The organism is Tenacibaculum litopenaei, assembly GCF_964514025.1.
Classification (GTDB): Bacteria; Bacteroidota; Bacteroidia; order Flavobacteriales; family Flavobacteriaceae; genus Polaribacter; species Polaribacter litopenaei.
The window spans coordinates 333,284-353,204 of record NZ_CAZEQT010000007.1 but is presented as its reverse complement, the minus strand read 5'-3'; the positions used below and the strand labels follow the sequence as shown (position 1 = coordinate 353,204).

Below are 19,921 nucleotides of genomic sequence, written 5' to 3'. Positions count from 1 at the left end.
GTATTGAGTTGTTTTTGCTCGTTAACTTAAGGTGTTGTAGTAATTGACTATTTTGATGACATCTATTTCGTTGTCATACGATAAGTTGTTTTTGGAAACAAAAGCTTTGATTTCTTTCTTCTTATCGGATAGCGCCTTTAGGATTTTTGACTTTTTCAAGCTTAATTTTACCAGATTGTCTTCACCGTTTTTTTGGACGAAGTACTTTTCTACTTTGACGTATTGAGCAGGTTTTACAATTTGGTTGGTCATTTTGTTCATTACGGGTTTTTTTAGTTTGCCACTAAAATTTTTAAGAAGTACTACAGCTCCCTCATCCGATAGGGTTTGGTAAAATTTGTCATCGATGCTTTTAAAAATGCGATTGTTGATGACTACTCTAGAAAGGTTTTGATAGACGTATACACTGTCTTTGGAAAGCTTGGATAGAAATTTTTCCTCATCGAGATCGAAGTTTAAATTATTAATCTCGTATTTCTTACCAGTTTCCGTTTCAATAGTAGAAGCGTGTGACCACTTTTCGTAGAGGTAGAAACTTCCTAAAACACCGTTAAATTCATCGTTTTTTCTGAAGTATTTGTGGTTGGTGGGTTGTAAGACACCTCCAATCATTTGCGGATTGAAATTAACTTCAGTTTTGATTTTGGGAGGTGGGTTTTGCACCATGATGTTTGTACTGTTTTTTCCTCCTTGGGCATAGCTGAGGTAATGGCTCAAGATAAGCGCTATCACCATCCATGTTTGCTTTTTCATAATTAGTGTTTTAAGTGAATTTTAAATATAAAAAAAACTACCTTTTTTTCAAAAGGTAGTTTTGTATAATGATTTAAAAATCAAGTTCTTATTTGTCCCACCATAATTTAGTGAACAATCCATCAGCACCTTGAGCTGCTACAGCAGCATCGTAGTTTGCTTTGTTTTGTGATGGCTCTGTTGATGGATACGCGTGTCTTACTGGGATAGAAGACCCGTTGATTGCATCAACAGCAGGTGTTAATACTGGGAAATCTAAACGTCTCCACTCTGCCCAAGCCTCATATGGTTGGTAGAATAAAGCTAACCACTTTTGCTCAGCAATTTGGTTCATGGCAGTACCAGCGTTGTAAGCAACACCAGCTCTACCTAAGTACGTAGTTGCGTCAGCAGCAGAAATTCCCCATTGCGTCATAGATGCTTTTACACCATCTTCATAGAAAGTTTGCGCATTTCCAGTGATCCATCCTAATATAACAGCTTCTGCCTTGTTAAAAGAAACCTGAGCATAGGTGAACATTGGTAATGACTTGGTAGAATTTTTAATTAAATCGTTGTTCATGAATGATACAGCGGTGTTAGGAATACTTCCTGCATTCGCCCATCCATAACGCAATCCAACAAAAGTACCAGTAGCAGCTGCTGGAGCTCCAAACTTAGGTAAACGAGGATCGCTTAACGCTTGCATTCTGTTTACAAGTACATCACTTAAACACTCATCTTCTCTTCCTAAATCTACGTAATCATCTTGGTAAGGATTGTCGTATTGATCATCAGAAATACATGGGAACATGATGTTTTCAGCGGCAGAAGTAATTGTTCCAGCGGCCATAGCTTCTTTAAACTTAGTAGCTGCGTAGTCACTAGCACCAGGATATACTTTTGCTAAACGAATTGCCATGTTCATTTTGAACGTATTTGCAAATTTTTTCCACTTAGCCATATCTCCTCCAAAAATGATATCTCCTTGAGGTCCTGCTCCAGCGTCCATTTGTGCTAAAGCTTCGTCTACTTCCTTGAATAAGTCTTTATAGATAAACTCTTGAGTATCGTATTTAGGGTTTGGTTTGTTAATACCACCTAAAGCTTCTGTATAAGGTAACATACCCCATCTGTCAGTCATCCACTGATAGTAGTAAGCTTTCATGATTCTTGCCACAGCCAATTGGTTGTTAGTCGAACCAAATCCTACGTATTTTGCAGGGTCTGTAGTGTTTGCATCAATAATAGTCTGTAAGGCTAAAATAGGCTTGTTATAGGCACTCGTAGTTCCTTGTTGTCCAGTACCACTACCTACCACATTCCAGTTGAAGTTGATCGTTTGGTAACGAGATTCTTCAGTATATTGAGTTTGTGACAAGTGTTGCACGTATAACGACGGTGTCGCTGTACCTACTAAACTTAAAGTTCCTACTAATTTTGCTTGACTCGCCGTTAATAAAGACGATGGTACCGTTGCTGACGGGTTGTTTAAGTTGTCGTCAGTATTTTCAAAATCATATGATTTACAGCTAACACCTAGGGCTAAAAGAGCTGATAGGACAATAGCTTTATATGCTGTTTTTTTCATTTCTTTAAATTTTTATTTAATTAAAATCTAACTTTAATGTTCATACCAAAAGTTCTTGCACTTGGTAATTGTCCTCCTTCTGTCCATCTAAATCCGTTTCCAGCACCTGAACCTCCGTTAGAGTTTTCTAATTCTGAAGGGTCGATACCTGGAATCTCTGAATAGATTAACCAAAGGTTGTTAGCAAATAAGTTTACAGAAATATTTTCGATAGGAGTGTTCTCGAACATTTTTGAAGAGAAAGTATATCCTAAAGATAATTGTCTTAATTTGATGTAAGAAGCATCGTGGATCCATCTTTCGTGTAAAGCGAATAAACTGTGGTTATACGTTTTAGCCTCTACATAGTATGAAACAGGGTTTCCTGATGCGTCAACACCTTCTACCAATTGACCTCCTGAGTTACTAGCTGCATTGTTTGCAGGTAATACAGTATATGGGTTACCAGTAGCTGGGTCAATAGTTGATCCGTTAGCAGCAACTAATCCGTCACGTACAGGGTTTCCTAAAGCGTTGTTTCCAACAGTTCCAGCACCTAATCCAGAGTAGTGGTTAAACATGTCTGTTACTGAGAAGTACTTTCCACCTTTTTGGAAATCGATGTTGAAAGTTAAGTTAATTCCTTTGTAAGTGAAAGAGTTTGTTAAACCTCCAGTAAAGTCAGGTAATAAGTTACCTAAGTATTGGTTTTGGTCAAAGGCGTATGAACCATTAGAGTTAATCACTGCGTTTCCGTTAGCGTCTCTTCTGATTTTTCTACCGTAGAAAGCACCCCACTCTTGTCCAGTTCTAGCTTCTAATGTTAAACCTCTCCAAGATGATACTAATACTTCAGTAGTAACTCCAGGGTATAATTCGTCTACTTGTCTCTTTAATGTTGCAACGTTGATTCCAACATCCCAAGTAATATCGTCTGTTTTGATAGGAGTACCAGTTAAGGCTAATTCAATACCCTTAGATGAGAATTTTCCTGAGTTAACTGTTGCAGAAGTAAATCCAGTAGATCCAGATAATGGCACGTTAATAGGTAAGTTAATATCTTTTCTGTCGAAGTACGTGAAGTCAACTCCTAAACGGCTGTTGAAGAACTTTAATTCTGTACCGATTTCTAATTCCTGACGAGTACCTCCTTCAATTAAAGGATTCGCTTGGTTAGCAGATGGGAATAATGGCGTTACTCCATTGTATGAACCACCAGTTTGGTAAACAACTTTTGTAGCGTTGATATCTGGGAAACTTGGCGCTTCTGCATATCCAACACGTAACTTACCAAAGCTCAATGCGTCAAAGTCAATAACTTTGTCAAATAAGAAACTCAAAGATCCACCGTACGTTAATACGCGGTTGTTGTCTGGAGTAGCGGTAGAGTTCCAGTCAGAACGTAAAGTACCGTCTAAGTATAACATGTCTTTATATCCAAAAGATGCTGTAGCGAATAAACCGCGGTTCTTTCTGTTGAATTCTCTGTTTGTGTAAACAGGTCTATCCTTAGAAGAAGCTACTGTGTAGATTCCAGGAATAGTTAATCCACCACTAGAAGCTCCAGTGATATATCTGTTTTGGAAAGTTCTTAATTCCGTACCAACCGAAGCAGTTAAGTCTAAATCTTCAGTTAAGTCTTTCGTATACGTTGCCATTGCAAATACCTCCGTAGAGCTAATTGTTTGGTCAGTTTCAGTGAATGACGTTTGGTTTAATCCACCAAATGCTACACGTGCGTCGCTCTTGTAAGAGTTTACAGTTCTTCTTAATTCAGCGTTAAGTGTGATATCATCCGTTAACTTGAAGTTCAATCCAACGTTACCAAAAGTAGCGTTTTTAGTTTGGTGCTTTAAGTTTTGGTTTACTTCAAAATAAGGAGAATCCCAATATTGAGGAGCTAAGTTAGAAGTACTTCTGATGTTCCAAGTGTAGAAGTTTCCGTTTTGGAAGTAGTTGTCTCTTAAACGATTCATGTCTAACTGTCTTTGGAACCATTGGTTAAAGTTAGATCCGATACCGTTATATCTACCTACAGGATCATTTACTGTATGTCTGTATTGGTAGTTCAAGTTCGTGTATACTTCTAATTTTTCAGAAATATCAAAGCTAGCACTTGTGCTGATTTGCTTTAAGTTTCTTTCTGAGTTTGGCACAATCCCTTCGATATCTACGTTTCTTAAGATTGTTTTGATGTTGTATCCATCTCCACCTTTTGAAAAGTTAACAGAGGTGTTCGATGTAATTCCAGTTTCGAAGAAGTTCTGAACGTTATTTGGATTTGCAGACCAAGGTCTTAACTCTCCAAATTCCGCTGAGTTAGGAATCCAAGAATCCCAGTGTCTAACTAGTCTTCCGTCTAATCTTGGTCCCCAAGATTCGTCAGCTGCGTAGTTAGGGATTAATTGACCTCCTTGAGTAGAAAAAGTTTGTGTGTATCCACCACCGTACTCATTTTGGTACTCAGGTAAAATGTATACGTTAGAAACTTGAATAGATTGGTCTACAGTAACTGCAGTTTTTCCATTCTTAGCTCTCTTCGTAGTAATTACAACAACCCCGTTTTTACCAATCGGTCCGTATAGTGCAGTAGCACCACTACCTTTAAGTACGTTTAACGTTTCGATATCATCGATGTTGATGTCAGCAGAACTATCTACTTTTACTCCATCCACAACGTATAATAAATCACTTTCACCTCTTAAACGGATTAAAGCATTACCAAAACCAGAACTCGGTGCACCTAACATTTGAACCCCTGCTACTTTACCAGCGATTGAATTGTTAATGTCAACTTCTCTCGTTTGTGTTAATTGCTCTCCCTTTACAGATTGCTGTGCGAAACCTAAACTTTTAGCTTCTCTTTTAATACCTAATGCAGTAACTACTACTTCATCAAGTACGTTGTCACTAGCCATAGCAACATTAATCGTGTTTGACGCTCCAACTGTTCTTTCTACAGTCTTCATCCCAACAAAACTGAATACAAGAATGTCTCCTGTAGCTGCTTTGATTGAGTATTTACCGTCAAAATCCGTTTCTGTTCCTTGGGTAGTCCCTTTCTTTAACACAGTAACTCCAGGTAATGGCCCAGATTCATCCGAAACCGTCCCTGAAATCGTTTTTTCTTGTGCAAATGAAATTTGCACAATCAACGCTAGTAGTAGCGTTAAAATTCCATTAAACTTTGTTTTCATTGCGTAATTGTTTGAATTATTTGGCTCAAAAGTCTTAAATAAAACTTAAAAAAACAACATTTTTGTTAACTAATTATTAATTAAAGTGAGAAGTGTTGTCTTTGTTGGGTTTTGCTAGGTGTTTTGGGTGTTTTTTTGAGATTTTGTTAAAAAAACACGTGTTGATTGAGAGCTGTAGTGTTTTTTAACAGAATAAGGGCGGAAGACTTTGTTTTTTGTGTTCGATCTTAAAAGGCCGTTAAGCTCAATGTTGATAAGGGTTTCAAAAGGAAATAAGTAGATTTTACCGAATTTAGGGGTTCAGTATTCGATTCTAACATTTGTTTCTTTTTTTAAAAGAAATTGATAATTTTAATATTTAGAAATGATTTTTTGAAATCAAAAGAATCGTCACTCGTTTTACCGATTGCATAGGAGATCGAAAGTAGTGTGTTGTTGCGCTGCTGTTTGTAGCCCAGGCCAAGCCCAAGGGCAGATTTGTAGTTGGCCCCTGATTTGTAATACGCAATGTCTGTGATGCTGTACAGAATTTGATTGGGACTCACTAAAAATTGGTATTCTGTTTGTAAGCTGGCAAACAAATGAGTGAAAATGCTCTGTTCGTTGAATCCGCGTAGGCTGTTAATGCCTCCCATACGGAAGAGCTCGTTGTTAAACAAGTTGGGACTGCGAAGGTATCCGCTCCTGCCTTTGGTGAGTATGGCGTTTTTTTCATTGATTTCAAACCAAGCACTTCCCTCAGCTACCAATTTGTATTGACGTGTATTACCGCGGCTTCCTATTGCTGGATTGACAATTAAGCTGTGTTTGTACGGACTCCATAAAAAGTTTTCGTTAGGGAGCTGATAAGCTACAAGGGCACCTATAAATTGACTGTTAAAAGAAGCCAAAGCGTTGTTTTGATTCCCCGTTGGAAGCAGTGTTTCGGTAGATTCTTGTTGTTCGTAGCTTAGACCAACTTGCGTTTTTGGGTTGAGCTGATGTGTCAAAGCAGTGTTGAATTTAGAATTCACAAAACTGGAGTCTTGCCGATGGATGCTGAATTGGAGTCGAGCACTAATGGAACTGTTAAAAAGATACGGGATATCTGTACGCAATGAAAAATTCTGGTTGCTGTTAAACGACTTCCAGTTCAATCGAAATTGTTCACCGGTATTTAATATGTTGTTTAGTTGTAAATCGAGATGCCCGTTTAATTGGATGCCAGACGACTTGGGTTTAGAGCCTAAGTTGAGCATTCCGTCAATGCTATTGTGTTGTTTTTTTTCTAGGTAAAGATAAACTACTGTTGAATCTTTTGAAAATAGCAGTGCTGGGGTTTTAATTGACTTGCTAAAATTCAGGTTGTTTAAACGTTTGTGTATTCGTTGTAGTTCTTTTTTACTCACAATTTTTCCGGGAGTAAGGGCTATTCGGTGTTTGAGGAAAGACCTCGGGAAGTTTTCGTAACCTTTAATAGTTATTTTATCGATATGACGGCGCGTTTGGTTACTAATGGTAAGTGTGGCTTCCAAACAGTTGTTGTGTATGCGAATATGAGTAAGTTGAAGTTTAGCAAATGACTCTCCTAAGGCATCACGTGCAATCGTTTGTTCTCGTAAAAAGTGAGAAACTTTCTCCATGGGCATTTCGTAATACTTTTGTTGCCATTTTATTTTAGCGCGAGGTACTCTTTGACCGAGTGTGACGATGATTTTTGTGGTATCGTTGTGTTGTAGAATTTTAAAATCGGAATTGAAATACCCTTGACGTTGAAGTGTTGCTTGGGTTTTTTGAAGGTGGGAGCTAAGTTGCTTTTTATCAATCGATTTTTGTGTGAGCTTCAGGCTGTCCAGTACAGTTTGATGTATTGGGTTTTTTGTTTGTATGAGCAATGGAGATTCTTGGCTGTAACAGAGAAAGGAGCTCAAAAAAAACAAGAGGAAGAGGGCTATGCGATTCAAAAAACTAAAATTAGATATTTCAATAAGGCGAAGGTACATGAATATTAACTAAATGTGATGTTTTTATTGAGTTGATTAAAAATAACTTAGCGCGATTTGATAAATTGAAAAAATATCGTACATTTGCGCACTCTTTAAAATAAGAGAATTATTTAGTACAAACGAAAAATAGTAATTAATTAGTATGCCAACTATTCAACAATTAGTTCGTAAAGGAAGAACCAAAATAACTAAGAAGAGTAAATCGGCTGCTTTGATGGCATGTCCTCAAAGACGTGGAGTTTGTACGCGTGTATATACTACAACACCAAAGAAACCTAACTCAGCAATGCGTAAAGTTGCTCGTGTTAGATTGACAAATGGTAACGAGATCAACGCGTACATCCCAGGTGAAGGACACAACCTTCAGGAGCACTCGATAGTATTAGTTAGAGGTGGAAGGGTAAAAGATTTACCAGGTGTTAAATATCACATTGTTCGTGGTGCATTAGATACTGCAGGTGTTGAGGGAAGAACTCAACGTAGATCTAAGTACGGAGCAAAACGCCCTAAAGACAAAAAGTAAAAATAATTAGTAACTTTTTTAATGTAAAGACATGAGGAAAAGAAGAGCTAAAAAAAGAGTTCTTTTACCGGATCCAAGATTTAATGATCAGTTAGTAACACGTTTTGTGAACAACCTAATGTGGGACGGTAAAAAATCGGTAGCATTCAAGGTATTTTACGATGCAATTGATATCGTAAACGAAAAAAAGACTGACGAAGAGAAGTCAGCTTTAGAAGTTTGGAAAGATGGTTTATCAAATGTAATGCCACACGTAGAGGTTCGTTCTCGTCGTGTAGGTGGGGCAACTTTTCAGATTCCAATGCAAATTCGTCCAGACCGTAAGGTTTCAATGGCGATTAAGTGGATGATTTCTTACGCTCGTAAGCGTAATGAGAAGACAATGGCACAACGTTTAGCTGCTGAGATTTTAGCTGCTGCTAAAGAAGAAGGTGCTGCTGTTAAGAAAAGAGTTGATACGCATAAAATGGCTGAAGCAAACAAAGCATTCTCACACTTTAGATTTTAATAACCATGGGTAGAGATTTAAAATACACAAGAAACATTGGTATTGCTGCGCACATTGATGCCGGTAAAACAACTACAACTGAGCGTATCCTTTATTATACAGGAGTGTCTCATAAAATTGGAGAAGTGCACGATGGTGCTGCTACTATGGACTGGATGGAGCAGGAGCAAGAAAGAGGTATTACCATTACTTCTGCTGCGACAACTTGTACGTGGAACTTCCCAACTGAAAACGGAAAGCCAACAGCTGACGCTAAAGGATATCACTTCAATATTATTGATACTCCAGGTCACGTTGACTTTACAGTAGAGGTAAACCGTTCATTACGTGTGTTAGACGGATTAGTGTTCTTATTCTCTGCAGTTGATGGGGTAGAGCCACAGTCTGAAACTAACTGGAGACTTGCTGATAACTACAAAGTTCCACGTATGGGATTTGTAAACAAGATGGACCGTCAAGGGTCTAACTTCTTAGCAGTATGTCAGCAGGTTAAAGATATGTTAGGATCTAACGCGGTGCCTATCGTATTAAATATCGGTGATGAGGCTGATTTTAAAGGAATCGTTGATTTAGTAAAGAACCGTGCTATCGTATGGCATGATGAGACTCAAGGGTCTACTTTTGACGTAATCGACATTCCAGAAGATTTAAAAGAAGAAGCAAGAGAGTTACGTGGTAAGCTTATTGAAGAGGTTGCTGCTTATGACGAAAACTTGTTAGAGAAATTCATGGAGGATGAGGATTCTATCACTGAAGATGAAATCCACGCTGCCTTACGCGCTGCCGTAATGGACATGTCTATCATTCCTATGGTTTGTGGTTCTGCATTTAAAAACAAAGGAGTTCAGTTTTTATTAGACGCTGTTTGTCGTTATTTACCTTCACCAGTAGATAAGGAAGCGATCGTAGGAACAGATCCTAACACTGACGAGTCTATTTCTCGTAAGCCAGATGTAAAAGAGCCATTTGCTGCATTAGCATTTAAGATTGCTACGGATCCTTTCGTAGGACGTTTAGCATTCTTCCGTGCCTATTCAGGACGTTTAGATGCAGGTTCGTACGTGTTAAACAACCGTTCTGGTAAAAAAGAGCGTATCTCACGTATCTACCAAATGCACTCGAACAAACAAAATGCATTAGATTTTATTGAAGCTGGAGATATTGGAGCTGCTGTAGGATTTAAGGATATTAAAACTGGAGATACTTTATCTGATGAAAAAGCGCCTATCGTTTTAGAATCAATGGACTTCCCAGATCCTGTAATCGGTATCGCTGTAGAGCCAAAAACAAAAGCTGATGTAGATAAATTAGGAATTGCTTTAGCTAAATTAGCTGAGGAAGATCCAACATTTACAGTGAAAACTGACGAAGCTTCAGGGCAAACAGTTATCTCTGGAATGGGAGAGTTGCACTTAGATATTATCGTTGACCGTTTAAAGCGTGAGTTTAAGGTTGAGGTAAGTCAAGGACAACCACAAGTAGAGTACAAAGAAGCATTAACAGCTACTGCTGAACACAGAGAGGTTTACAAAAAGCAATCTGGTGGACGTGGAAAGTTTGCGGATATTGTATTTACTATGGAGCCAGCAGAAGAAGGAACTCAAGGATTGGTATTCGAATCTATCATTAAAGGTGGAAACGTACCAAAAGAATTCGTTCCTTCAGTAGAAAAAGGATTCAAGGAAGCAATGAAGAATGGTCCTTTAGCTGGATACGAAATGGATTCGATGAAGATTACTTTAAAGGATGGATCTTTCCACCCTGTAGATTCGGATCAATTATCGTTCGAATTAGCGGCTAAATTAGGTTATAAGGCTGCAGCTAAAGCTGCACGTGCTGTAATCATGGAGCCAATGATGAAGTTAGAGGTGTTAACTCCTGAAGAAAACATGGGAGACATCGTAGGAGACTTAAACAGAAGACGTGGACAAGTAAACGACATGAGTGACCGTAACGGTTCGAAGGTTGTAAAGGCTATCGTTCCATTATCAGAGATGTTCGGATATGTAACTTCGTTACGTACGTTATCTTCTGGTAGAGCAACGTCTACTATGGAGTTCTCTCACTATGCTGAGACCCCTCAAAATATTGCAGAGGAAGTAATCGCTAATGCTAAAGGTTAATTAAGATGAGTCAAAAAATTAGAATTAAATTAAAATCTTACGACTATAACTTAGTTGACAAGTCAGCTGAGAAGATCGTAAAGACTGTAAAGAGTACTGGAGCGGTAGTTAATGGACCAATTCCGTTACCAACTCATAAAAAGATTTTCACTGTTTTACGTTCACCACACGTAAACAAAAAGTCAAGAGAGCAATTTCAATTATCTGCTTACAAGCGTTTGTTAGATATCTATAGTTCTTCTTCGAAAACTATTGATGCTTTAATGAAACTCGAGTTACCAAGTGGAGTTGAAGTTGAGATCAAAGTCTAAGTAATTGAATAACTTTCGGTTTAATTTTGTTAAACCGAAAGTTTTTTATATTTTTGCACACCGAATTACGATTCTGTGTGCTTATTTTATACACTGAATTTGAATTCAGTAGACATGTCCGGAGGGTTTCGCGAAGGAAAAACGGTAAAACACTAGAAGAGCTAAAAAGGTGTTTTACGCTCTTTTTTTAGTTTAAATCTAACTCGGTATGTCACCCGAAACTTTTGTTTCAAACAAATCATTTATTAATAGACGCGCTGGATAGAAAAAAATAGTATCTAATCGTCTGAAAACTTACAAATATGTCTGGGTTAATAGGAAGAAAAGTAGGAATGACCAGCTTATTCGACGAAAACGGGAAGAATATTCCTTGTACAGTAATCGAAGCAGGTCCTTGCGTAGTTACCCAAGTCAGAACCGAAGAGGTTGATGGCTACAACGCTTTACAACTTGGTTTCGATGACAAAAAAGCCAAAAGCTCTAACAAAGCTTTAGATGGTCACTTCAAAAAAGCAGGTACTACTGCTAAAAGAAAGGTTGTTGAATTCCAAGGATTCGAAGGTGAGTACAATTTAGGTGACTCAATTACAGTTGATTTCTTTGCTGAAGGAGAATTCGTTGATGTTTCAGGAATTTCTAAAGGTAAAGGATTTCAAGGGGTTGTTAAACGTCATGGTTTTGCCGGAGTAGGACAAGCTACTCACGGTCAACATAACCGTTTAAGAGCGCCTGGTTCAATTGGTGCAGCTTCATATCCTGCAAGAGTATTCAAAGGAATGCGCATGGCAGGAAGAATGGGAGGAGACAAAGTTAAAGTTCAAAATTTAAGAGTATTAAAAGTAGTTCCTGAAAAGAACCTTATCGTTGTGAAAGGTGCGATTCCAGGACACAAGAACTCTTATGTAACTATCGAGAAATAATGAAAGTAGCAGTATTAGATATCACAGGAAAAGATACTGGTAGAAAAGTTGAACTTTCTAGCGAAGTATTCGGTATTGAGCCAAACGACCACGCAATCTATTTAGATGTTAAGCAGTATTTGGCGAATCAGAGACAAGGAACTCACAAAGCTAAAGAGCGTGGTGAGATCACTGGATCTACCAGAAAGATTAAAAAACAAAAAGGTACAGGTACAGCTCGTGCGGGTAGTATCAAATCTCCAGTTTTTAGAGGTGGTGGACGTATCTTCGGTCCAAGACCAAGAAACTATTCTTTCAAATTAAACAAGAACTTAAAGCGTTTAGCTCGTAAATCAGCTTTAAGTATTCAAGCAAAAGATAACAATTTAGTAGTAATTGAAGACTTCAACTTCGAGGCTCCAAAAACTAAAGAATTCGTTAAGGTATTAAAAGCTTTAGAATTAGATACTAAAAAATCTTTATTCGTAGTTGGAGAAGAGAGTCAAAATGTGTACTTATCATCTCGTAACTTAGAGAAATCTAAAGTGGTTAAGGCTACAGGAGTAAATACTTACAGCGTATTAAACGCAAACAAAGTTGTTATTGCTGAGAGCACATTAGAAGGAATTGAATCTAATTTAAGTAAATAGGGAACGAAATGAGTATTTTAATTAAACCTATTATTACGGAAAAAGCTACAAATGAAAGCGAAGTATTCAACCGTTTTACATTTGTTGTAAATAAGAAGGCTAACAAAGTTGAAATCAAAGGAGCTGTTGAAGCTACTTATGGTGTAGCAGTAAAGTCTGTACGTACAATGAACCATCCAGCAGAAAGAAAGACTAAATACACTAAGAAAGGTTTAGTTTCTGGATTAACTAGTGGGTACAAGAAAGCTGTAGTTCAGTTAGCAGAAGGTGAAACTATTGATTTTTATAACAATCTTTAAGAAAAGACAGAATGTCAGTTAGAAAATTAAAACCAATAACACCAGGTCAGCGTTTTAGAGTTGTAAATGGGTTCGACACCATTACTACTGATAAGCCGGAGAAATCATTATTAGCTCCGAAAAAACGATCTGGAGGTCGAAACAATCAGGGAAGAATGACTACTCGTAACATCGGGGGAGGTCACAAACAAAAATACCGTATCATCGACTTTAAAAGAGCGAAAGACGGTATCCCAGCAACAGTAAAAACTATTGAGTACGATCCAAACCGTACAGCGTTTATCGCATTAGTAGTTTATGCTGATGGAGAAAAGCGTTATGTAATTGCACAAAACGGATTAAAAGTAGGTCAAAAAATCGTTTCAGGATCAGAAGCAACTCCAGATGTTGGAAATGCAATGTTCTTAAGTGATATTCCATTAGGAACTACAATTTCATGTATCGAATTACGCCCAGGTCAAGGTGCTGTTATGGCTCGTTCAGCTGGATCTTTTGCACAGTTAATGGCAAGAGATGGTAAGTATGCTACTGTAAAGTTACCTTCTGGTGAAACGAGATTAATCTTGTTAACTTGTAAAGCAACGATCGGGGTTGTGTCTAACTCTGACCACCAATTGTTAGTATCAGGTAAAGCTGGTAGAAGCAGATGGTTAGGTAGAAGACCAAGAACGAATGCTGTAAGAATGAACCCAGTTGATCACCCAATGGGTGGTGGTGAAGGACGTTCTTCAGGAGGACACCCTAGATCTAGAAACGGAATCCCAGCGAAAGGATTTAAGACTAGATCGAAAACTAAAGCTAGTAACAAGTATATTATCGAACGTAGAAAGAAATAATAAGTCATGGCAAGATCATTAAAAAAAGGACCGTACGTTCACTATAAATTAGAGAAAAAAGTCTTAGCTAACGTTGAAACTGAAAGTAAGTCAGTGATCAAAACTTGGTCTAGAGCAAGTATGATTACTCCTGATTTCGTTGGACAAACAATCGCTGTGCACAACGGACGTCAGTTTGTACCAGTATACGTTACTGAGAACATGGTAGGTCATAAATTAGGAGAATTTTCACCAACACGTTCGTTTAGAGGGCACGCTGGTGCAAAAAATAAAGGAAAAAAATAGTAGGAAATTATGGGAATTCGTAAAAAAGAAATGGCGAGGAAGCTTAAAGAAGAGCGCAAACAAAAAGCGTTTGCTAAGCTTACTAACTGTCCTACATCACCAAGAAAGATGCGTTTAGTTGCTGATTTAGTAAGAGGTGTTGAAGTTGAAAAAGCTTTACAGATCTTAAAGTTTAGCCCTAAAGAAGCATCTCGTAACTTAGAAAAGTTATTATTATCTGCTATTGCTAACTGGCAAGCGAAGAACGAAGACGCTAGCATCGAAGACGCTGGATTATTTGTAAAGTCGATTTGTGTTGATAGCGCAGGAATGTTAAAGAGATTAAGACCAGCTCCACAAGGACGTGCACACAGAATTAGAAAACGTTCTAATCACGTAACTTTAGAGTTAGGAACTAAAAATAACAGTAATTAATCAAAGTAGAAATGGGACAAAAAACAAATCCAATAGGAAATCGTTTAGGAATTATCAGAGGATGGGAATCTAACTGGTACGGTGGAAATGACTACGGAGATAAGATTGCTGAAGACAATAAGATAAGAAAGTATATCAATGCTCGTTTATCTAAAGCAAGTGTTTCTCGTGTAATTATTGAGCGTACTTTAAAACTTGTAACCGTTACTATCACTACAGCACGTCCAGGTATCATCATTGGTAAAGGAGGTCAAGAGGTAGACAGGTTGAAAGAGGAGCTCAAGAAGATTACTGGTAAGGAAATTCAAATCAATATTTTCGAAATCAAACGTCCAGAATTAGACGCTAAATTAGTAGCTGCTAGTATTGCACGTCAGATCGAAAACAGAATTTCATACAAGAGAGCTACTAAGATGGCAATCGCTGCTGCTATGCGTATGAACGCTGAAGGTATCAAGGTACAATTATCAGGTCGTTTAAACGGAGCTGAGATGGCGCGTTCTGAGCACTATAAAGAAGGTAGAATTCCTCTATCTACGTTCAGAGCAGATATCGATTATGCACTTGTTGAATCACATACTACATACGGAAGAATTGGTGTGAAAGTATGGATAATGAAAGGTGAGGTTTATGGAAAGCGTGAGTTATCACCATTAGTTGGATTATCTAAGCAAAAAGGAGGTAATTCAAAAGGTGGAGGAAAGCGTCAACCTCGCAGAAGAAAATAATTTTTTTAAAAGAAATTAAACATGTTACAGCCAAAAAGAGTAAAATTCCGTAGAGTTCAGAAAGGCAAGGGTAATATGAGTGGTAACTCTGGTAGAGGTACGCAACTTTCTAACGGAACGTTTGGTATCAAATCATTAGACCAGAACTTACTTACTTCACGCCAAATTGAGGCGGCTCGTATCGCGGCAACTCGTTATATGAAAAGAGAGGGGCAACTTTGGATTAAAATTTTCCCAGACAAGCCAATTACTAAGAAACCATTAGAGGTACGTATGGGTAAAGGTAAAGGTGCACCTGATCATTTTGTTGCAGTAGTAAAACCAGGTAGAATTTTGTTTGAAGTTGGTGGTGTACCAATGGAAATCGCAAAAGAAGCTTTACGTTTAGCTGCACAGAAACTTCCAGTGAAAACGAAGTTTGTGATTGCAAGAGATTACGATTATAACGCTTAATTCTATAGACAATGAAACAATCAGAAATTAAAGAATTATCAACAGCTGACTTACAAGACAAGCTAGGAGCGTTGAAGAAAAATTATACTGATCTTAAGATGGCACACGCCATAACTCCTTTGGAGAACCCATTAGAGTTACGCAGCTTAAGAAAAACTGTAGCAAGAATTGCTACAGAGTTAACAAAAAGAGAATTACAATAATTCTAGTCAGTTTTAAAGATGGAAAAAAGAAATCTTAGAAAAGAAAGAATAGGTGTTGTATCAAGTAACAAAATGGAGAAGTCTATTGTTGTTAACGAGGTAAAAAGAGTAAAGCACCCTATGTACGGAAAGTTCGTTTTGAAAACGAAGAAGTACGTTGCACATGACGAGAATAACGATTGCAACATTGGAGATACTGTTAAAATAATGGAAACTCGTCCATTAAGTAAATCTAAGCGTTGGAGATTAGTAGAAATCCTAGAAAGAGCTAAATAATATGTTACAAACAGAATCAAGATTAAAAGTAGCAGACAACACTGGAGCTAAAGAGGTTTTAGTGATTAGAGTTTTAGGAGGAACAAAAAAGCGTTACGCTAGCGTTGGAGATAAGATCGTTGTTACGGTAAAGTCTGCAACTCCAAACGGAACTGTAAAGAAAGGTCAAGTTTCTCGTGCAGTTGTTGTTCGTACTAAGAAGGAAGTTAGACGTAAAGACGGTTCATATATCAGATTTGATGACAATGCTTGTGTATTATTAAATCCTTCTGAAGAGATGAGAGGTACACGTGTATTCGGTCCTGTGGCTCGTGAATTACGTGATAAGCAATTTATGAAGATCGTATCATTAGCACCTGAAGTGCTTTAAAATCGAGTGTAAGATGAAGAAGTTCAAAATCAAATCAGGTGATACTGTTAAAGTTATAGCAGGTGATCACAAAGGATCTGAAGGAAAAGTTTTACGTATCCTTAAAGATGTGGATAGAGTAGTAGTAGAAGGGGTAAACATGGTGTCTAAGCACACGAAACCTAGCGCTACTAACCCACAAGGAGGTATCGTAAAAAAGGAAGCACCTTTACATATTTCTAACGTAGCTTTAGTGGAAAACGGTGAAGCAGTTCGCGTTGGTTACAAAATGGAAGGTGATAAGAAAGTGAGATTTTCAAAAAAATCAGATAAAGCTATATAACCATGAGTTACGTACCAAGATTAAAAGAAGAGTACAAGAGCCGAGTAATTAGTGCTCTTACTGAGGAATTCGGTTATAAGAATGTAATGCAAGTACCTAAATTACAAAAGATCGTTGTATCGAAAGGTGTAGGTGCTGCAATTGCTGATAAGAAATTAATTGAATATGCCATTGACGAGTTAACTACGATTACAGGTCAAAAAGCAGTACCAACTATTTCGAAAAAAGACGTTGCAAACTTCAAATTACGTAAAGGGATGCCAATCGGGGCAAAAGTTACGTTACGTGGAGATATCATGTACGAATTTTTAGATAGATTAGTAACTGCTTCATTGCCACGTGTAAGAGATTTCGACGGAATCAAGGCAAATGGTTTTGATGGTAGAGGTAATTACAACTTAGGAATTACTGAACAAATCATCTACCCAGAGATTAATATTGATCAAGTGAAGAAAATTAGCGGTATGGATATTACTTTTGTAACATCTGCTACTACTGATAAAGAAGCGAAATCATTATTAGGAGAATTAGGTTTACCATTTAAAAAGAATCAATAAGATGGCTAAAGAATCAATGAAAGCGCGTGAGCGTAAAAGAGCTAAGATGGTAGAGAAGTACGCTGAGAAAAGAAAGGCTTTAAAAGAAGCTGGAGATTACGAAGCGTTACAGAAATTACCAAAGAATGCATCTCCAATTAGAAAGCACAACCGTTGTAAATTAACGGGGCGTCCTAAAGGGTATATGCGTCAGTTCGGTATTTCACGTGTTACTTTCCGTGAAATGGCTAACCAAGGGTTAATCCCAGGAGTTAAAAAGGCAAGCTGGTAGAAAGTTTTCCTTATGCTAAAAAGCTTTAAATAGGTGTACAACGCAAGTTGTGCACCTATTTTTTTTGAACTACACCTCGTTTAAAGGGTTTCAAATCGATGTGGATTTCGGTTGTACAAGCTGTGATCGTGAGCCAATAAATTAAGAGTCAAAACGATAATTGACAAAATGGTTTGAAATCCGAAAACTTTGTGTATATTTGCAAACTGTTTTTCGTAGGGTAAATTACGCCTTGTCGAAAACGTTGACAAAAATAAGTATTAACTGGTTTCAGGTTTAGTAGTTACGATTTTTCGTAGGAACTATAGAAACTGCTAAAAACCAAAACCGCAAATTAATTAATTATGTACACAGATCCTATCGCGGATTTTCTAACTCGTGTGAGAAATGCAATTGGTGCAGGACACAGAGTGGTTGAAGTTCCTGCTTCAAAATTGAAGAAGGAGATGACCAAAATTTTATTCGATCAAGGGTACATTTTAAGTTATCAATTTAATGATGAGACTGTTCAAGGTACCATCAAGATAGCTTTAAAGTACGACAGAGCGACTAAAGAGTCGGTTATTAGAAAAATTCAAAGAGTATCAACACCAGGTTTACGTAAGTACGTTGGTTCGAAAGAAATGCCAAGAGTACTTAACGGATTGGGGATTGCTATCGTGTCTACATCGAAAGGTGTAATGACAAACAAGAAAGCTCGTCAAGAAAATGTAGGTGGAGAGGTTTTATGTTACGTTTACTAAAATCACAGTTGTAAGATGAGTAGAATAGGAAAAAATCCAATCGCATTGCCACAAGGTGTTGAAGTAAAAGTAGACGGAAACGTGGTTACAGTAAAAGGGAAGTTAGGAGAGTTATCTCAAGAGTTGACTGCTGGAATTACTGTAAAAATTGAAGATGGTATCATCACTGTAGAGAGACCATCAGACGGTAAAGATCAAAGAGCCGCTCACGGGTTGTACCGTGCTTTAATCAACAACATGATTGAAGGAGTTACTAAAGGTTTTACCAAAGAACTAGAATTAGTTGGTGTAGGTTATAGAGCTTCTAACCAAGGTCAAAAATTAGATTTAGCTTTAGGTTTTTCTCATAACATCGTATTAGAATTAGCTCCTGAAGTTAAGATAGAGACTGTATCTGAAAAAGGTAAGAACCCTATCGTTAAGTTGACTTCACACGACAAGCAATTAGTTGGTCAGGTAGCAGCAAAAATCCGTTCTTTCCGTAAGCCAGAGCCTTACAAAGGAAAAGGAATTAAGTTTGTAGGAGAAGTATTAAGAAGAAAAGCAGGTAAATCTGCATAATAACTAAGAAAATATTATTATGGCATTATCAAAGCTTGAAAGAAGACAACGCATTAAGTATAGAATTAGAAAAATTATTTCTGGTACTGCTGCAAAGCCAAGATTATCGGTTTTTAGAAGTAACAAAGAGATCTATGCTCAAATTATAGACGATGTTGCTGGTGTTACTTTAGCATCTGCTTCATCAAGAGACAAGGAGATTGCATCTGGTTCTAAAGCAGAAGCTGCTACAGCTGTAGGGAAAACTATCGCTGAAAAAGCTTCAAAAGCTGGCATCACTACTGTTGCTTTTGATCGTAACGGGTATTTATACCACGGGAGAGTTAAAGTATTAGCAGACGCTGCAAGAGAAGCTGGTTTAAAATTTTAAGAAATTATATTATGTTAGGATATAAAAACGTAGAAAGAGTAAAACCAAGCGGATTAGAGCTTGTAGATAAATTAGTAGGAGTTCAACGTGTTACTAAAGTAACTAAGGGTGGTAGAGCTTTTGGTTTTTCTGCAATTGTTGTTGTAGGAGATGGTAACGGAGTTGTAGGACACGGATTAGGGAAATCTAAAGACGTTTCTTCTGCAATTGCTAAAGCAGTAGAAGATGCAAAGAAAAACTTAGTTCGCATTCCTATCTTAGATGGAACTTTACCTCACGAGCAAAAAGGTAAATTCGGTGGAGCTAAAGTATTTATCAAGCCAGCTTCACACGGTACCGGAGTTATTGCAGGGGGTGCTGTACGTTCTGTATTAGAATCAGTAGGAATTAAAGACGTATTATCGAAGTCTCAAGGTTCTTCTAACCCTCACAACGTAGTAAAAGCTACTTTTGACGCTTTATTACAATTACGTAGTGCTGAGACCATCGCTAAGCAAAGAGGTATCTCTTTAGATAAAGTATTTAACGGTTAATTTTTAAGAGGATGAGTAAGATTAGAGTTACACAAGTAAAAAGCCAAATAGGTCGCCTTAAAAATCAAAAATTGACGTTAGAGGCCTTAGGATTACGTAAGATGAATCAAACTGTAGAGCACAACGCTACACCTACAGTTTTAGGAATGGTAAAAAAAGTTCAACACTTAGTTTCTGTAGAAGAAATTAAATAAGATATTAT

General features: G+C 37.5%; 27 protein-coding genes. 23 read left to right on the top strand and 4 right to left on the bottom strand.

The window, feature by feature from the left end; translation table 11 throughout:
• Positions 1-21 precede the first annotated feature (21 nt).
• From ACKTS5_RS16215 to ACKTS5_RS16200, 4 genes are all read right to left on the bottom strand, one after another.
• Positions 22-753 carry a hypothetical protein gene (locus tag ACKTS5_RS16215; RefSeq protein WP_408044932.1) on the bottom strand — a complete coding sequence of 244 codons (732 nt, stop codon included), beginning with the start codon at positions 751-753 and terminating at the stop codon, positions 22-24.
• An 88-nt stretch (positions 754-841) separates the two neighbouring features.
• Positions 842-2,323, bottom strand: a complete 1,482-nt coding sequence (locus tag ACKTS5_RS16210) for a SusD/RagB family nutrient-binding outer membrane lipoprotein (RefSeq protein WP_408044931.1) — start codon at positions 2,321-2,323, stop codon at positions 842-844.
• Between the two features lie 20 nt (positions 2,324-2,343).
• Entirely contained in the window at positions 2,344-5,499 is a 3,156-nt protein-coding gene (locus ACKTS5_RS16205) for a SusC/RagA family TonB-linked outer membrane protein (RefSeq protein ID WP_408044930.1), read from the bottom strand.
• A 332-nt stretch (positions 5,500-5,831) separates the two neighbouring features.
• On the bottom strand, positions 5,832-7,442 hold the full coding sequence (locus ACKTS5_RS16200) for a BamA/TamA family outer membrane protein (RefSeq protein WP_408044929.1): 1,611 nt from the start codon (positions 7,440-7,442) through the stop codon (positions 5,832-5,834).
• Between the two features lie 184 nt (positions 7,443-7,626).
• Here ACKTS5_RS16200 and rpsL point away from each other — a divergent pair, with 184 nt between their 5' ends.
• The 23 genes from rpsL (at position 7,627) to rpmD (ending at position 19,913) form a co-directional block, all read left to right on the top strand.
• The gene (rpsL, locus tag ACKTS5_RS16195; protein WP_132722869.1) at positions 7,627-8,007 is read left to right on the top strand and encodes a 30S ribosomal protein S12; all 381 of its coding nucleotides are present in this window, start codon (positions 7,627-7,629) and stop codon (positions 8,005-8,007) included.
• 31 nt (positions 8,008-8,038) lie between these two features.
• Entirely contained in the window at positions 8,039-8,515 is a 477-nt protein-coding gene (rpsG, locus tag ACKTS5_RS16190; protein WP_408044928.1) for a 30S ribosomal protein S7, read from the top strand.
• A gap of 5 nt (positions 8,516-8,520) precedes the next feature.
• Positions 8,521-10,638 carry an elongation factor G gene (fusA, locus tag ACKTS5_RS16185; RefSeq protein WP_408044927.1) on the top strand — a complete coding sequence of 706 codons (2,118 nt, stop codon included), beginning with the start codon at positions 8,521-8,523 and terminating at the stop codon, positions 10,636-10,638.
• A 5-nt stretch (positions 10,639-10,643) separates the two neighbouring features.
• A complete protein-coding gene (gene rpsJ / locus ACKTS5_RS16180) occupies positions 10,644-10,949 on the top strand; it encodes a 30S ribosomal protein S10 (RefSeq protein ID WP_075342599.1) in 306 nt (101 codons plus the stop codon).
• A gap of 302 nt (positions 10,950-11,251) precedes the next feature.
• Positions 11,252-11,869 (top strand): 50S ribosomal protein L3, encoded by a 618-nt coding sequence (gene rplC, locus ACKTS5_RS16175; protein WP_408044926.1) that lies wholly within the window; start codon positions 11,252-11,254, stop codon positions 11,867-11,869.
• The gene (gene rplD, locus ACKTS5_RS16170; RefSeq protein WP_408044925.1) at positions 11,869-12,498 is read left to right on the top strand and encodes a 50S ribosomal protein L4; all 630 of its coding nucleotides are present in this window, start codon (positions 11,869-11,871) and stop codon (positions 12,496-12,498) included. Before rplC ends, rplD begins: the two co-directional genes overlap by 1 nt.
• 8 nt (positions 12,499-12,506) lie before the next feature.
• On the top strand, positions 12,507-12,797 hold the full coding sequence (rplW, locus tag ACKTS5_RS16165) for a 50S ribosomal protein L23 (RefSeq protein ID WP_408044924.1): 291 nt from the start codon (positions 12,507-12,509) through the stop codon (positions 12,795-12,797).
• An 11-nt stretch (positions 12,798-12,808) separates the two neighbouring features.
• Positions 12,809-13,633 carry a 50S ribosomal protein L2 gene (gene rplB / locus ACKTS5_RS16160; protein WP_408044923.1) on the top strand — a complete coding sequence of 275 codons (825 nt, stop codon included), beginning with the start codon at positions 12,809-12,811 and terminating at the stop codon, positions 13,631-13,633.
• Positions 13,634-13,639: 6 nt separating this feature from the next.
• Entirely contained in the window at positions 13,640-13,918 is a 279-nt protein-coding gene (rpsS, locus tag ACKTS5_RS16155; RefSeq protein WP_408044922.1) for a 30S ribosomal protein S19, read from the top strand.
• A 9-nt stretch (positions 13,919-13,927) separates the two neighbouring features.
• Entirely contained in the window at positions 13,928-14,332 is a 405-nt protein-coding gene (gene rplV / locus ACKTS5_RS16150) for a 50S ribosomal protein L22 (protein WP_408044921.1), read from the top strand.
• An 11-nt stretch (positions 14,333-14,343) separates the two neighbouring features.
• A complete protein-coding gene (gene rpsC, locus ACKTS5_RS16145) occupies positions 14,344-15,060 on the top strand; it encodes a 30S ribosomal protein S3 (RefSeq protein WP_408044920.1) in 717 nt (238 codons plus the stop codon).
• Positions 15,061-15,081: 21 nt separating this feature from the next.
• Complete coding sequence (gene rplP, locus ACKTS5_RS16140) at positions 15,082-15,513, top strand: 50S ribosomal protein L16 (RefSeq protein WP_408044919.1); 432 nt, start codon at positions 15,082-15,084, stop codon at positions 15,511-15,513.
• Positions 15,514-15,524: 11 nt separating this feature from the next.
• On the top strand, positions 15,525-15,716 hold the full coding sequence (gene rpmC, locus ACKTS5_RS16135; RefSeq protein ID WP_320417884.1) for a 50S ribosomal protein L29: 192 nt from the start codon (positions 15,525-15,527) through the stop codon (positions 15,714-15,716).
• A gap of 18 nt (positions 15,717-15,734) precedes the next feature.
• A complete protein-coding gene (gene rpsQ / locus ACKTS5_RS16130) occupies positions 15,735-15,992 on the top strand; it encodes a 30S ribosomal protein S17 (protein ID WP_408044918.1) in 258 nt (85 codons plus the stop codon).
• Position 15,993: 1 nt separating this feature from the next.
• Positions 15,994-16,362 carry a 50S ribosomal protein L14 gene (gene rplN, locus ACKTS5_RS16125; RefSeq protein ID WP_086030197.1) on the top strand — a complete coding sequence of 123 codons (369 nt, stop codon included), beginning with the start codon at positions 15,994-15,996 and terminating at the stop codon, positions 16,360-16,362.
• Between the two features lie 13 nt (positions 16,363-16,375).
• Positions 16,376-16,684: a 50S ribosomal protein L24 gene (rplX, locus tag ACKTS5_RS16120; RefSeq protein WP_408044917.1), complete on the top strand. Its 309-nt coding sequence runs from the start codon at positions 16,376-16,378 to the stop codon at positions 16,682-16,684.
• 2 nt (positions 16,685-16,686) lie between these two features.
• Positions 16,687-17,241, top strand: a complete 555-nt coding sequence (gene rplE, locus ACKTS5_RS16115) for a 50S ribosomal protein L5 (RefSeq protein WP_408044916.1) — start codon at positions 16,687-16,689, stop codon at positions 17,239-17,241.
• 1 nt (position 17,242) lies between these two features.
• Positions 17,243-17,512 (top strand): 30S ribosomal protein S14, encoded by a 270-nt coding sequence (gene rpsN / locus ACKTS5_RS16110; protein WP_093868905.1) that lies wholly within the window; start codon positions 17,243-17,245, stop codon positions 17,510-17,512.
• A gap of 344 nt (positions 17,513-17,856) precedes the next feature.
• On the top strand, positions 17,857-18,255 hold the full coding sequence (rpsH, locus tag ACKTS5_RS16105; RefSeq protein ID WP_408044915.1) for a 30S ribosomal protein S8: 399 nt from the start codon (positions 17,857-17,859) through the stop codon (positions 18,253-18,255).
• A 15-nt stretch (positions 18,256-18,270) separates the two neighbouring features.
• The gene (gene rplF / locus ACKTS5_RS16100) at positions 18,271-18,816 is read left to right on the top strand and encodes a 50S ribosomal protein L6 (RefSeq protein ID WP_408044914.1); all 546 of its coding nucleotides are present in this window, start codon (positions 18,271-18,273) and stop codon (positions 18,814-18,816) included.
• A gap of 19 nt (positions 18,817-18,835) precedes the next feature.
• On the top strand, positions 18,836-19,186 hold the full coding sequence (rplR, locus tag ACKTS5_RS16095; RefSeq protein WP_408044913.1) for a 50S ribosomal protein L18: 351 nt from the start codon (positions 18,836-18,838) through the stop codon (positions 19,184-19,186).
• A gap of 8 nt (positions 19,187-19,194) precedes the next feature.
• Positions 19,195-19,719: a 30S ribosomal protein S5 gene (rpsE, locus tag ACKTS5_RS16090; protein ID WP_408045233.1), complete on the top strand. Its 525-nt coding sequence runs from the start codon at positions 19,195-19,197 to the stop codon at positions 19,717-19,719.
• 11 nt (positions 19,720-19,730) lie between these two features.
• Positions 19,731-19,913, top strand: a complete 183-nt coding sequence (rpmD, locus tag ACKTS5_RS16085) for a 50S ribosomal protein L30 (protein WP_408044912.1) — start codon at positions 19,731-19,733, stop codon at positions 19,911-19,913.
• Positions 19,914-19,921: the final 8 nt, after the last annotated feature.